The organism is Neobacillus sp. NRS-1170 (assembly GCF_050468025.1).
This window is the reverse complement of the sequence record NZ_JBITPF010000038.1, coordinates 76,912-89,100: the sequence shown is the minus strand read 5'-3', so window position 1 is coordinate 89,100 and position 12,189 is coordinate 76,912. Positions and strand designations below refer to the sequence as shown.

15 protein-coding genes are annotated in these 12,189 nt (G+C 38.1%); 10 read left to right on the top strand and 5 right to left on the bottom strand.

Going from position 1 to position 12,189, the window contains the following annotated elements; genetic code table 11:
* Window positions 1-3 precede the first annotated feature (3 nt).
* The 5 genes from ACIFOT_RS17355 to ACIFOT_RS17335 all read left to right on the top strand — a co-directional run bounded on the left by ACIFOT_RS17355 (window position 4) and on the right by ACIFOT_RS17335 (window position 3,213).
* Window positions 4-927, top strand: coding sequence for a PLP-dependent cysteine synthase family protein (locus ACIFOT_RS17355; RefSeq protein ID WP_430066599.1), 924 nt, complete (start codon window positions 4-6; stop codon window positions 925-927).
* A gap of 1 nt (window position 928) precedes the next feature.
* The gene (locus ACIFOT_RS17350; protein WP_430066598.1) at window positions 929-2,062 is read left to right on the top strand and encodes a bifunctional cystathionine gamma-lyase/homocysteine desulfhydrase; all 1,134 of its coding nucleotides are present in this window, start codon (window positions 929-931) and stop codon (window positions 2,060-2,062) included.
* Between the two features lie 141 nt (window positions 2,063-2,203).
* Complete coding sequence (locus tag ACIFOT_RS17345; protein WP_430066597.1) at window positions 2,204-2,464, top strand: YrhC family protein; 261 nt, start codon at window positions 2,204-2,206, stop codon at window positions 2,462-2,464.
* Between the two features lie 424 nt (window positions 2,465-2,888).
* Window positions 2,889-3,029, top strand: coding sequence for a YrzI family small protein (locus tag ACIFOT_RS17340; protein WP_430066596.1), 141 nt, complete (start codon window positions 2,889-2,891; stop codon window positions 3,027-3,029).
* A gap of 43 nt (window positions 3,030-3,072) precedes the next feature.
* Window positions 3,073-3,213 carry a YrzI family small protein gene (locus tag ACIFOT_RS17335; RefSeq protein WP_430066595.1) on the top strand — a complete coding sequence of 47 codons (141 nt, stop codon included), beginning with the start codon at window positions 3,073-3,075 and terminating at the stop codon, window positions 3,211-3,213.
* Window positions 3,214-3,659: 446 nt separating this feature from the next.
* Here the strand turns inward: ACIFOT_RS17335 and ACIFOT_RS17330 are convergent, their stop codons facing one another.
* Window positions 3,660-5,453 (bottom strand): M3 family oligoendopeptidase, encoded by a 1,794-nt coding sequence (locus ACIFOT_RS17330; protein WP_430066594.1) that lies wholly within the window; start codon window positions 5,451-5,453, stop codon window positions 3,660-3,662.
* Between the two features lie 120 nt (window positions 5,454-5,573).
* Window positions 5,574-5,729, bottom strand: a complete 156-nt coding sequence (locus ACIFOT_RS17325; RefSeq protein WP_430066593.1) for a hypothetical protein — start codon at window positions 5,727-5,729, stop codon at window positions 5,574-5,576.
* Window positions 5,730-5,886: 157 nt separating this feature from the next.
* Between ACIFOT_RS17325 and ACIFOT_RS17320 the strand changes: the two genes are divergently transcribed.
* On the top strand, window positions 5,887-6,564 hold the full coding sequence (locus tag ACIFOT_RS17320) for a response regulator transcription factor (protein WP_430066592.1): 678 nt from the start codon (window positions 5,887-5,889) through the stop codon (window positions 6,562-6,564).
* Window positions 6,565-6,581: 17 nt separating this feature from the next.
* A complete protein-coding gene (locus ACIFOT_RS17315) occupies window positions 6,582-7,550 on the top strand; it encodes a F510_1955 family glycosylhydrolase (protein ID WP_430066591.1) in 969 nt (322 codons plus the stop codon).
* 25 nt (window positions 7,551-7,575) lie between these two features.
* Here ACIFOT_RS17315 and sigK read toward each other — a convergent pair whose 3' ends face one another.
* Window positions 7,576-8,292 carry an RNA polymerase sporulation sigma factor SigK gene (sigK, locus tag ACIFOT_RS17310; protein WP_430066590.1) on the bottom strand — a complete coding sequence of 239 codons (717 nt, stop codon included), beginning with the start codon at window positions 8,290-8,292 and terminating at the stop codon, window positions 7,576-7,578.
* 155 nt (window positions 8,293-8,447) lie between these two features.
* Window positions 8,448-8,990, bottom strand: coding sequence for a CDP-diacylglycerol--serine O-phosphatidyltransferase (pssA, locus tag ACIFOT_RS17305; RefSeq protein WP_430066589.1), 543 nt, complete (start codon window positions 8,988-8,990; stop codon window positions 8,448-8,450).
* A 130-nt stretch (window positions 8,991-9,120) separates the two neighbouring features.
* Between pssA and ACIFOT_RS17300 the strand changes: the two genes are divergently transcribed.
* The gene (locus tag ACIFOT_RS17300) at window positions 9,121-9,912 is read left to right on the top strand and encodes a phosphatidylserine decarboxylase (protein WP_430066588.1); all 792 of its coding nucleotides are present in this window, start codon (window positions 9,121-9,123) and stop codon (window positions 9,910-9,912) included.
* Window positions 9,913-9,979: 67 nt separating this feature from the next.
* On the opposite strand, the gene ACIFOT_RS17295 is transcribed toward ACIFOT_RS17300, so the two are convergent.
* Window positions 9,980-10,120 (bottom strand): sporulation histidine kinase inhibitor Sda, encoded by a 141-nt coding sequence (locus tag ACIFOT_RS17295; protein WP_430066587.1) that lies wholly within the window; start codon window positions 10,118-10,120, stop codon window positions 9,980-9,982.
* 419 nt (window positions 10,121-10,539) lie between these two features.
* Here ACIFOT_RS17295 and ACIFOT_RS17290 point away from each other — a divergent pair, with 419 nt between their 5' ends.
* Window positions 10,540-11,055, top strand: coding sequence for a YqeG family HAD IIIA-type phosphatase (locus tag ACIFOT_RS17290; protein WP_430066586.1), 516 nt, complete (start codon window positions 10,540-10,542; stop codon window positions 11,053-11,055).
* A 6-nt stretch (window positions 11,056-11,061) separates the two neighbouring features.
* The gene (yqeH, locus tag ACIFOT_RS17285; protein WP_430066658.1) at window positions 11,062-12,165 is read left to right on the top strand and encodes a ribosome biogenesis GTPase YqeH; all 1,104 of its coding nucleotides are present in this window, start codon (window positions 11,062-11,064) and stop codon (window positions 12,163-12,165) included.
* Window positions 12,166-12,189: the final 24 nt, after the last annotated feature.

Here is a 12,189-nt window from a genome sequence, read left to right as displayed (position 1 = left end):
AAAATGAAGGTTTATAAGAACGTACATGAATTAATTGGGCACACACCAGTTGTCGAGATTACTCAATTTCCATTGCCTGAAGGCGTTCGCATTTTTGCGAAGCTGGAATTCATGAACCCCGGCGGGAGTGTTAAAGATAGACTTGGTCTAGAGCTTTTAAGAGATGCTTTCGAATCCGGTAAGCTGGAGGAAGGCGGAACAGTTATCGAGCCAACTGCCGGCAATACAGGTATTGGCGTGGCACTTGCGGCGATAAATAAAGGTGTACAGGTTATTTTTTGTGTTCCGGAAAAGTTCAGTATGGAAAAGCAGGAAATCATGAAGGCGCTTGGTGCCAAGATTATAAATACTCCAACAGAACTTGGGATAAAAGGTGCCATAGCCAAGGCACAGGAACTTCTAGAGGAAATTCCAGGATCCTTTTGTCCGCAGCAATTTGCTAATCCAGCGAATCCTGATACTTACTATAAAACACTTGGCCCGGAATTGTGGGAGCAATTGAACGGACAGATTAATATCTTTGTTTCTGGAGCGGGCTCTGGCGGTACCTTCATGGGGACGTCACGTTATTTAAAAGAAAAGAAGAAAGAAATCAAGACCGTCATCGTTGAACCAGAAGGCTCAATTTTAAACGGCGGAAAACCCGGACCCCATAAAGCGGAGGGCATTGGAATGGAATTTTTGCCTCCGTTCATGGACACAGAATATTTTGATGCCATTTATACAGTAATGGATGTCAATTCCTTTGAGCTTGTAAAAGAACTGGCTGCAAAAGAGGGCCTGCTGGTCGGCAGTTCTTCCGGTGCGGCTTTATATGCAGCACTTAAAGAAGCGGAATCAGCAAAGCAAGGAACAAATATTGTTGTGATATTCCCTGATGGCAGCGAACGATATTTAAGTAAAAAGATTTTTGAGGGAGGCATTTAGTTTGAAAAGAAAAACGAAGTTAATTCATGGCGGTATTAGCGAAGACCCGGCAACAGGTGCTGTATCTTTTCCAATCTACCAAGTAAGTACGTATAAGCAAGAAGGTGTCGGCGGACACAAAGGCTTTGAGTACTCAAGAACCGGCAATCCAACGAGAAATGCTCTTGAAGAATTGATTAAAGATATTGAAGGTGGAAAAGCAGGATTTGCTTTTGGCTCTGGTATGGCAGCAATTACTGCCGTAATCATGCTGTTTAACAGCGGTGACCATGTCATTCTTACAGATGATGTGTACGGTGGAACCTTCCGAGTTATGACTAAGGTTTTGAACCGCTTCGGAATCGATTCCACTTTTGTTGATACAAGTAGTTTAGAAAATATTAAGAGAGAAATTCGTCCAAACACAAAAGCAGTATATTTAGAAACACCGACAAACCCACTACTAAAAGTCACGGATATTGAAGCAGCAGCCAAGCTTGCTAAAGAACATAACCTTTTAACTATTGTCGATAATACATTTTCTACACCTTACTGGCAAAATCCACTTGAGCTTGGAGCGGACATTGTCCTGCATAGTGCCACGAAATATATTGGCGGACACAGTGATGTTGTTGCAGGGTTAGTGGTTGTCAATAGTGATAAGCTGGCTGAAGACCTTCATTTTGTTCAAAACTCAACTGGCGGTGTATTGGGGCCTCAGGATTCATGGCTGCTAATCAGAGGGATTAAAACATTAGGTATCCGCATGGAAGAAACTGAATCCAATACAAATGCAATTGTGGAGTTTTTACAAGGGCATTCTAAAGTGAAAAAGGTATTCTATCCAGGCATTGAAACACATCCGAATCATGACATAGCGAAAAAACAATCCAGAGGTTTTGGCGGTATGGTTTCATTTGATGTCGGAAGTGCGGAAAATGCGGATCAACTGTTAAGCAAAATAAAATACTTTACACTAGCTGAAAGTCTAGGTGCTGTTGAAAGTTTAATTTCCGTTCCAGCAAGAATGACACATGCATCCATTCCGGCAGAACGGAGAGCAGAATTAGGAATCACCGATGGCCTAGTCCGCATCTCAGTCGGCCTCGAAGACGTAGAAGACCTAATCGAGGACCTGTCACAAGCATTAGAATAGTGTTAATGTTACAATGGGTGTCAGGCACCATGTGAAATTTTCACATGGTGCCTGACACCTTTTCTAATATTTACATACTGATTAACGCTGTTTTCTGTGTTAAAGTAGGTTAGTAGAATTTAAGAGAAGCAGGTGATGGTAGTGGAACAGCAAACGAAAAGACTTTTTGAGAAGATAGCTGATTTCAAACGGTTTGCGCTGACTTTATTTGCTTTCGGAGTATTTTTCTATTTAGGTGCGATTATTCCATATACAGAAAAAACTGTGACGGATTTAAATATTATGATCAATTCTGCTATTTCATTCTTAGCAGCGTCTATTTTATTCTTTATTCAAGTGAAGAGATATCAAATAAAACTTCTAGAAGTGGAAGACGGGCAGGATGATTTTAGGAAAAAGTAAGTGTTCCCAAATTGGGGGCACTATTTTTTTTGCGTTATAAGGGCCATTTCATTATTTTTAGAAAAATTTGTTCAAAATGGTTTACAAAGTATAGGTGTGTGGATATAATTACCGTAGTAAGTAAAAAATTCCAAAGGAGGTCGAATAAAATGATGTTAACGTATATTGGCTCAAAAGCAACTAAATATTTGAATAACACACATTCGACCAGATTGGAATGGATTGCTTAGCATTTTGTTACAATACATATCCATGCCGCAGGGAGAATGATGCCTTGCGGTATTTTTGTGCCTAAAAAGACCGGCCGCAGGGGAGATGACTTCTTGCGGCCTTTTTGTGCCCTTTTTACTCGCCGTTTGGATATGTGCTGCATAAATTAAGAATGTTGTTGAATCAAAATTTTTTTAAAGGAGGTGTTCCTGCGATGACCCTTAACTTAGTATTTTTTTCATTAACAATCAAAAAACGTGTAGTAAATCTAAAAGAAGCTGTCCACCAGGAAATGGTTGAAAAGCTTTATGAACAAAATAAAGATCGTCAAATATCTATGTACCATGAAATGTAATTGAATGAAATACCTAATTAAAAATGAAAGGAAGTGATATGAAATGACCTTAAATATCTTATTTTTCTCGATAACGATAAAGAAACGAAACGTGACTCTTGAAGAAGCAGTTCAACAGGAACTAGTTGAAAAACTGTATGAACAAAATAAAGATCGTCAAATCTCTATGCACCGTCTTATGTAAGAACTAAAAAATCCATGAAAAGAAAGGTGGTTTTAAAGATGTTTTTTCTAATGCAGGGAAGAGGAGCAAGCTTATGGGGTATGAAAGATACCACCTAGCTTAGTGATTACAATAGGAGGTAACAATAATGCCGCTGCATATTTTATTCATATCGCTAATTTTTAAATCAAAGAAAAAATGATATCATAGTTCCTTCATTATGCTAAAAGCAGGATATGTTAATTAACAGAATGTTCACATCTCATTACGATAGTTACTGTGAAAATATGATAAATTCAAGTTAGGAAGAGCAGAGCTATTTTAAGGGGTGGAGAAAATGTTCATGGTTGTGATGGCTTTGGTCATTACTGGGGCGATTGGTTGCGTAATCTCAGCAGAATTAAGTGTTGAATAATAGTAAAAGCATCGGCCGCATTTATTCACGGCCGATGCTTTTTTAGGCAAATTTATTTGGTTAGCTCTAAAAACTCATCCACATCATCCATACAAATTCGGACTGCCTTTTCCCAGAAGTCCTTTTCTGTTAAGTCGACCTGTAAATGTTTCTTTGCCAGATCTTCTACTGACATCGAAGCTGTATCTCTTAATAATGCAATATACTTTTCTTCATAACCTTTTCCTTCCTCAATTGCCTGTGCATAAATACCGAGTGAGAATAGGTAACCAAAGGTATACGGGAAGTTGTAGAACGGGACACCCGTAATGAAGAAATGAAGTTTCGAAGCCCAGAATAATGGATGATATTCTTCCAGCGCTTCACAATAGGCTTCCTTTTGAGCTTCAAGCATTAATTCATTTAATCTTTCGACCGCAACTGGACCTTGTTTTCTTTCTTCATAAAAACGTGTTTCAAACAGGAAGCGGGCATGGATATTCATTAATAGCGCAACCGTTCTTTGAATTTTATCATCTAACAGGACGAGTTTCTCCTCTGGATCCTTTGCGTTCTTCACCGCAGCATCGGCCACAATCATCTCGGCAAAGGTTGACGCTGTTTCTGCGACGTTCATGGCATAGTTGCGGTTAAGATGCTGAACACCTTTCATAGCAAAAGTATGGAAGCCGTGTCCCAGCTCGTGTGCGAGTGTGGAAACATTGGAAGGCGTTCCCGAATACGTCATGAATATTCTTGATTGACCGCTTTCGGGGAAGAAGGTACAGAATCCTCCAGGTGCCTTTCCAGGTCGATCTTCTGCTTCAATCCACTGATCCTCGAATGCCTTTTTCGCAAATGCGGCCATTTTCTCGCCAAAAAGTGCGAAATTCTGTTCAATAAATTCAGCTCCATCTTGATAAGAAAGCTTTGAGGCAGTTTTCCCGAAAGGAGCATCTAAATCATACCAGCTTAATTTATTAAGACCTAAAAGCTTTGCCTTTCTTTCTAAATAGGTTACAAGCTTTTGTTTATTTTCAGAAATGACCGACCACATCGCCTCAAGAGTTTCCTTTTCCATTCGGTTAATGCTAAGCGGTTCTTTTAAGACTTCTTCCCAGCCTCTTTTTTGATAAACATTTAAACGGAAACCAGAGAGGTGATTGAGGGTTTTCGCTAAAAAGTCTGCCTGATCTCCCCATGCTTTTTCCCAATTTTTAAAGACAGATGTTCGGAGACCGCGGTTGGGGCTTGCAAATTTGTTAAACGCCTGGCCGACAGACAGAAGCTCCTCATGACCATTCTCCTGAACCGGAATTTTTATTTTTCCTACGATTAAATCATACAATTGTCCCCAGCTGTGATATCCGTCAACACCAAGAGTGCTGATTAACGCTTCCTCTTCCTTAGAAAGTCTATCTTTGGCACGTTCGCGTCTTTCCGTTAATACAAAGGAAAGTTCGTTTAATGTCTCCTCTGAAAGCAGCTGTGACCAAACTTCATCCTTTATGGATGTAAGCAGACTATCAAAAGCACTTAGCGCTGTTTGAAAGGCAGCGCTTAAACTGGTTACTTTTGATTCAAGGTTATAGGCTTTTTTATCTTCGGTATTTTGTGCTTGAAGGCATCCAACAAACGCGCCAGCCTGGCGGAGTTTTTTAGCAGCCTTTTCGAAGTCCTCCAACAGTTCCTGCAAATATTTTTGATCTTCCGTAGTATTAAGCGGTGTCCAGTTATTTACTTTAGATTGGAAAATTTCAATTAATTCAGCAGTTTGGTTTAAGTGGTCTGCGAATTCAGGAGACCCACTACCCCCTTTAAAAAATACATCAAGATCCCAAACATCTAAATATGTAGCAGCTGTCATTATTTGTCCCCCTTTAAATATGTACTACTTCATTATAATATATATTTTTCGAAAGATTCTATATTTGGAGGCTCCCGAAATAAAAATGGCTTATACAAAAATTGCATAAGCCCAATAATTTTAACAAAACCGAGAAAAATACCACCAGCCGCCGAGAATTAAAAATAGAATAAAGATGACGATAAAGAGTGCATACCATCCTCCAGCGCCGCTAGGATATGGCACAGGATATGGTACGGGGTAAAAGGCTGGCGGGTATGGATAACCATATGGCATAAAATTCCCCCCTTTATCCTTTTACAATAGGGTATGTGCCCTAGCCCTTGCTTGTATAGGCGGACGTGTATGTCCGTTTTTGTCCAAACGAAATTCACATCTGTTTTAACCAATTGTAGTATAATTTATTCTAGATTTAATCGGGGAGAGGTAGCACTTGAAAAAAATTCTAGTGATAGATGATGAAGCGAGGATGTTAGATTTACTTTCCCTCTATTTGTCACCAAAGGGATATACGTGTATAAAAATGACATCTGCAATTAAGGCAATTCATTATTTAGAGGAGGAAAAGGCAGATCTCATCTTATTGGATGTAATGATGCCCGAAATGGATGGCTGGGAGGCATGCCTGGAGATACGAAAAAATTGGGATATCCCCATTATCATGTTAACCGCTCGCAGTGATAAAATAGATGTTGTAAAAGGCCTAAAAATGGGTGCGGATGATTATATTTCTAAACCATTTGATGAAGAGGAGCTAATCGCTAGGATTGAAGCCATTTTAAGAAGAAAGAATGGTAAAAAAGGGGTCGTTGCCTTCAATGGTCTTTCCTTAAATGAAGATTCCTATGAAGTTTCTTTTCATGATAAGAATGTTCCGGTTACCCCTAAAGAATTTTCGATATTGGGGCTTTTCCTGCAGAATCGAAATAAAGTATTTACCCGTGAGCACCTGTTAACAACCATTTGGGGATATGCGGCACCGACAGAAGATCGGACGGTTGATTCCCATGTCCGAAATCTAAGAGATAAATTAAGAAAAACAGGTTTTCCTGTTGATGAATATTTGACAACTGTCTGGGGACTGGGGTATAAGTGGATGGATAGGGATTAGAATTCAGGAGGAAAAAAGTGAAGATTCAAAAGAAAGTATTACAAGTTATTTTAACAGGTATTTTATTGATTGTTTCCGGCTGCAGCGGGAACGAGCAAAAAAATGCAGCACCAAAGGATGAGGCTGTAAATAAAACGAAATTTGAAATTGTAGAAGCGAAATCATTCAAATTAGAAAATATACGAGGAATTGGCTTTCCAGGAAATGATAATAGTCTTTATGTTGCTTCTAATGATGGTTTAAAAATGTTAAAAGATTCAGCATGGTACAAAACAACCACAAATAACCATGAATATATTGGCTTTCAAGCAATTAAAAAAGGGTTTGTATCAAGTGGGATTCCGCAAAAAGGGACAGGCTTTAAAGACCCGCTTGGTTTGGTACAAAGTAATGACAATGGAAAATCCCTCAAAAAATTAGCCTTCTATGGTGATACGGATTTTTATTTTATAGCGGCAAGCTTTTCAGGTGATACCATCTATGTAATAAGTGAACAGCCACATGATAAGTTAAGTCAAGGTGTCAATTATACGAAAGACAACGGCCGAACTTGGAAAAAAAGTGCGTTCACAAATTTTGATGCAGATTCATTGGGAATGATGGCGGTTCACCCAACAAACGGGGATATCATGGCGATGTCAACTAGATCAGGAATTTATTATTCTACTGACAATGGAAATACGATGAAGCGAATAACAGATCCTTTTATGGTTACAGCCCTCACGTTTAACGGCGATTCAATATTATTTTCAAGTGTTGAAAACAATACAATTTTCTTGAAAACTTGGAACGCTGCTTCTGGCGGGCTAACGAATATCACGATTCCTTTTCTTGATTATGACAATCCAATTACTTATTTAGCGGTTAATCCAAAAAATCAAAATCAAATGGCTTTTACTACGTATAGAAATGATTTATACCAATCTATAGACGGTGGAAAAACATGGAATATGCTATTGAAAGACGGTAAAAAAGAGCTGGAGTAATCCAGCTCTTTTTTGAACTTTGTCTTTAATTTTTCTTCTTTTTTTCCTTTTCGGCGCGGTAGAATTCATGAAACATTTTCATTAGTGCACGCTTTTCGATTCTGGAGACATAGCTGCGGGAAATTCCAAGTTCTTTGGCTATCTCGCGCTGTGTTTTTTCTTTCTGCAAATCAAGGCCAAAGCGTCCGATAATCACTTCCTTTTCCCGATCATCAAGTACCTCAATATATTTCTTTATTTTCTCAAGCTCCATATTTAACTGGATTGTATCTATGACATCTTCTGATTCCGACTTTAAAACATCAATTAAGGAAATTTCATTCCCCTCTTTGTCTTGACCAATGGGGTCATGCAGGGAAACGTCTTTTTTCGTTTTCTTCAACGCCCGCAAATGCATCAGTATTTCATTTTCAATACATCGTGCAGCGTAGGTAGCGAGTTTTGTCCCTTTACCCTCTGAGTAGCTTTCAATCGCTTTTATTAATCCGATGGTTCCGATGGAGATTAAATCTTCCGAATCTTCGCCGGTATTTTCGAACTTTTTGACAATGTGGGCAACTAAGCGTAAATTATGTTCAATTAACATATTGCGTGCATGCGAATCCCCTTCTGCCATTAATCGTAGATATTTCCTTTCTTCTGCAGCAGATAGGGGTTGAGGAAAGGCATTATTTTTAACATAGGATACAAGAAACAAAAACTCTTTAACTAAGTAGCCAAGAGCTGTCAAGATTCCAGACATCTACTTCCACCCCCGTATCTTTTTTGGGCTTCTGCCTATTACTAATTCCTATGAAGAAAACGGGAAATTGTGTCTGTCCAGAAAATTTTATTGTTTAAAAAAAAATAACCTGCTTGGCTATTGTCCAAGCAAGTTATTTTTGAATTTCTGAATTATTAAACTTTTTTAAGCTTAAAGGAGCTGACCATTAGGAAGGATAGAATAATAATAATAAATAAGAACGTTTGGGATGGTACGTAGTTAATGGCCAAAAAGCTTAAGGTGGCTAAGCAGCCTGCTGCAGTGATCGGTAAACCAGTGAAATATCCATTGCTTTCTGTAATGTTAAAACGTGCAAGTCTAAATGCACCGCAACCAATGTAAAATACAGTGAAAAATGTGCCCGGTCCGCCGAATTCATGCAAAACTCCCTGGTATAGCAATAGTGCAGGAGCCACTCCAAATGATATAATATCACTCATGGAATCCAATTGTTTACCGAGTTCTGATTCGATATGAAACTTTCTTGCAATCAAGCCGTCAAAACGATCTGCCAAGGCTGCAATAAAAATAAGCAATAAGCTTAATCTAAGATTATTGGCATGAAGTGCGAAAATGATTGCAAACCCGCCCAATGATAAATTTGTTAACGTAATAACATTTGCTGTTTGGGATTTAAGCTTTTTGATGGTTTGATCCAAAAAGTCCAACAAAAACATTTCTCCTCATCACTCCTTTTTTAAAAGACAGAAGGGAATTCCATTTCTTGAGTTTATTCTATATTATTTAATTCTAAGCGTTTTATGCTTTTTCGTAAAGAGTATTTTTACACTATTTGGGGGTCATTTAATGTTGCAAACTATTTATCGTCTCTTGATTGAATTAACGAATGGAAGGTGGACATCCAGCATATTAAAGAGCTTTGCCCGTTCGCGTGCGAGTCGGTTTATCGTACCATCCTTCGCTAGAATCTATCAATTGAATCAAGAAGAAATGGAGAAAGGCTTGTCAGAATATCCAACCCTTCATGATCTGTTTATTAGAACCTTGAAAAGTGAAGCGAGGATTATTAATAAAGATTATGACTCCGTAACGAGCCCAGTGGATGCTGTCATTGAAGATGTTGGTTCCATCAATGATAAAAGTGACATTATCGTAAAAGGGAAGACCTATTCCATTGATGAGATGCTTGGGAACCGTGAACTGCTTTCAAAATATTTAAACGGTACATATATGATTCTTTATCTAAGTCCAAGTCATTATCACCGTATCCATAGTCCTGTAAATGGAACGGTAACAAACCAATGGACACTTGGTGCAAAATCATATCCAGTTAATAAATTGGGGTTAAAATACGGAGTCCGAACGCTTGCAAAAAACTACCGCGTCATTACGGAAGTGAAAACAGAATTTGGTCATGTGGCAATTGTAAAGGTTGGCGCAATGTTTGTTAATTCCATCGAAACCACACATAAGGGCTCTGAGTTAGAAAAGGGTGCTGAAATGGCCTATTTCACATTTGGATCCACGGTTGTTCTGCTTTTTGAAAAGGATATTTTCCAGGTTGAAGCTAATCTTCAAACTCCTAAGGAAATTAAGGTGGGGGAAAGAATAGGATCTTTAAAGCAACTTGGTTCTTAAAATAACGGCACGTATACTGTGCCGTTGTTTACATAAAAAAAAAGCCCTCAAAGGGCAGTTTTGATAATTATGATGTCATTTTGATTTTATTGAATAAGGAACGTCGGTGAATTTCGGATTCAATAAGATTAATAAATTCTGGACTTAATTTTAGTTCTCTTGCTTTAAAATAGGATTCGATTAATAATTCATCTGACAGTTTCCGCACGTCAGAATCCACCTCCGATTTGGATATTAAAGGTTCTATTTGCCGATTAGCAAACATAAAATAGTACGTTCAATTGGTGTACCCTAAATCTACCAAATTTATTCCTATAGAACAATCGTTCTAATTATCCACATAATCCAGTGGATAACTTGTGATTAATTTGTTTATAAAGGGAGGAAAACTGACTGATTCAATGGGTATAATGTTAATAACGTTATCCACAGAGTCTGAGATTGCTGAAATTTGTCGAAAAATATTTTTTTATTATTTATCAATTCGCCATATTTTTGAATCTCATGTATTGTCATGTTTTGATGAACAATAAGAACATGACATTTATTCTTTGTATCAAAGGTTAAAATTGGTTATGATGAGAAGTGCTATGAAGTCTATTTAAAAATCAACGAGGTGTAAGCTTAGTGTTAAAACAATTTTTACCGGATGAACATGTGAAGAGCATTCTTGATATATCACCGCAACAATTAAAGGGACGCGGAGTTAAAGGGATTATCACAGATTTGGATAATACATTAGTCGAATGGGACCGCCCTAATGCGACTCCTGCTTTGATAAGATGGTTTGATGAAATTAAAAAACACAATATCCTTGTCACAATTGTTTCTAATAACAATGAAGAAAGAGTAAAGGCTTTTTCCGATCCGCTCAATATCCCGTTTATTTTTCGCGCTAAAAAGCCAATGGGACCTGCTTTTCACAAAGCCCTGCAACAAATGGGTCTAAAGAAAGAAGAGACAGTTGTTATTGGCGACCAATTATTAACGGATGTACTGGGAGGAAACCGAAGCGGGTTCCATACGATACTTGTTGTTCCTGTAGCGCAGACAGACGGCTTTTTTACAAAATTTAACCGCTTTGCAGAACGAAGAATTTTGAATTGGTTCCGCAAAAAAGGCATGCTTCAGTGGGAGGAATAGGCTGTGATTGACCAACAATATGTATGTATGGGCTGCGGTGTAAAGGTTCAAACAGAAGATCCTGCCAAAATAGGATTTGCACCTGCTTCCGCCTTGGAAAAGGAAACAATTATATGTCAGCGTTGCTTTCGTTTAAAGCATTATAATGAAGTTCAAGATGTGGACCTAACCGACGATGACTTTTTAAAAATATTAAATGAAATTGGTAAATCTGATGCATTAATCGTCATGATTGTCGACATTTTTGATTTTAATGGCAGCTGGCTGCCTGGTTTGCATCGTTTTGTAGGTAGAAACAAAGTTCTGCTTGTAGGAAATAAGGTCGATTTATTACCTAAATCGGTTAATCATAATAAATTAATTCATTGGATGAAACAAGAAGCCCGCGAACTTGGCCTGAGGGCAGAGGAGGTATTCCTTGTTAGTGCTGCAAAGGGCTTGAATATTAAAGAAACGGCAGCAGCAATCGATGAAATTCGAATGGGTAAGGACGTTTATATTGTTGGATGTACAAATGTTGGAAAATCGACGTTTATTAATAGAATTATTAAAGAGGTAACAGGGGAGGCAGATGTTATTACCACTTCTCATTTTCCTGGAACTACTTTAGATATTATTGAAATTCCTTTGGATGATGAAAAAGCAATAATTGATACACCAGGCATCATCAACCATCATCAAATGGCTCATTTTGTTGATAAAAAAGATTTAAAAGTGATTACACCGAAAAAGGAAATAAAGCCGAAGGTTTTTCAATTAAATGAGGGCCAGACCTTGTTTTTTGGCGGACTTGCCCGCTTTGATTATGTAAGCGGAGGAAGAAGATCCTTTGTTTGTTATGTTTCAAATGAAATTAATATTCACAGAACAAAAACGGAAAATGCTACTGAGGTTTATGAAAAGCATGTAGGAGAAATGCTGACCCCTCCTCGGATGGAACAACTAGATTCGTTCCCTGAACTCGTTAAACAGGAATTTATCATTAAAGAAGCAAAGACAGATATTGTATTTTCGGGGCTTGGCTGGATAACGGTGAATGAGCCTGGGGCAAAAGTTGTTGCTTACGTACCTAAAGGAGTTCAAACGCTAATTCGAAAATCTTTAATTTAAAGAATAGAATTTGGGATGAGGAGA

Excerpts from the sequence above, each read along its gene's own strand:
- ACIFOT_RS17355 (WP_430066599.1), top strand. The coding sequence starts at position 4 with ATGAAGGTTTATAAGAACGTACATGAATTAATTGGGCACACACCAGTT.
- ACIFOT_RS17340 (WP_430066596.1), top strand. The coding sequence starts at position 2,889 with ATGACCCTTAACTTAGTATTTTTTTCATTAACAATCAAAAAACGTGTA.
- ACIFOT_RS17335 (WP_430066595.1), top strand. The coding sequence starts at position 3,073 with ATGACCTTAAATATCTTATTTTTCTCGATAACGATAAAGAAACGAAAC.
- ACIFOT_RS17330 (WP_430066594.1), bottom strand. The coding sequence starts at position 5,453 with ATGACAGCTGCTACATATTTAGATGTTTGGGATCTTGATGTATTTTTT.
- ACIFOT_RS17325 (WP_430066593.1), bottom strand. The coding sequence starts at position 5,729 with ATGCCATATGGTTATCCATACCCGCCAGCCTTTTACCCCGTACCATAT.
- sigK (WP_430066590.1), bottom strand. The coding sequence starts at position 8,292 with ATGTCTGGAATCTTGACAGCTCTTGGCTACTTAGTTAAAGAGTTTTTG.
- pssA (WP_430066589.1), bottom strand. The coding sequence starts at position 8,990 with ATGTTTTTGTTGGACTTTTTGGATCAAACCATCAAAAAGCTTAAATCC.
- ACIFOT_RS17300 (WP_430066588.1), top strand. The coding sequence starts at position 9,121 with ATGTTGCAAACTATTTATCGTCTCTTGATTGAATTAACGAATGGAAGG.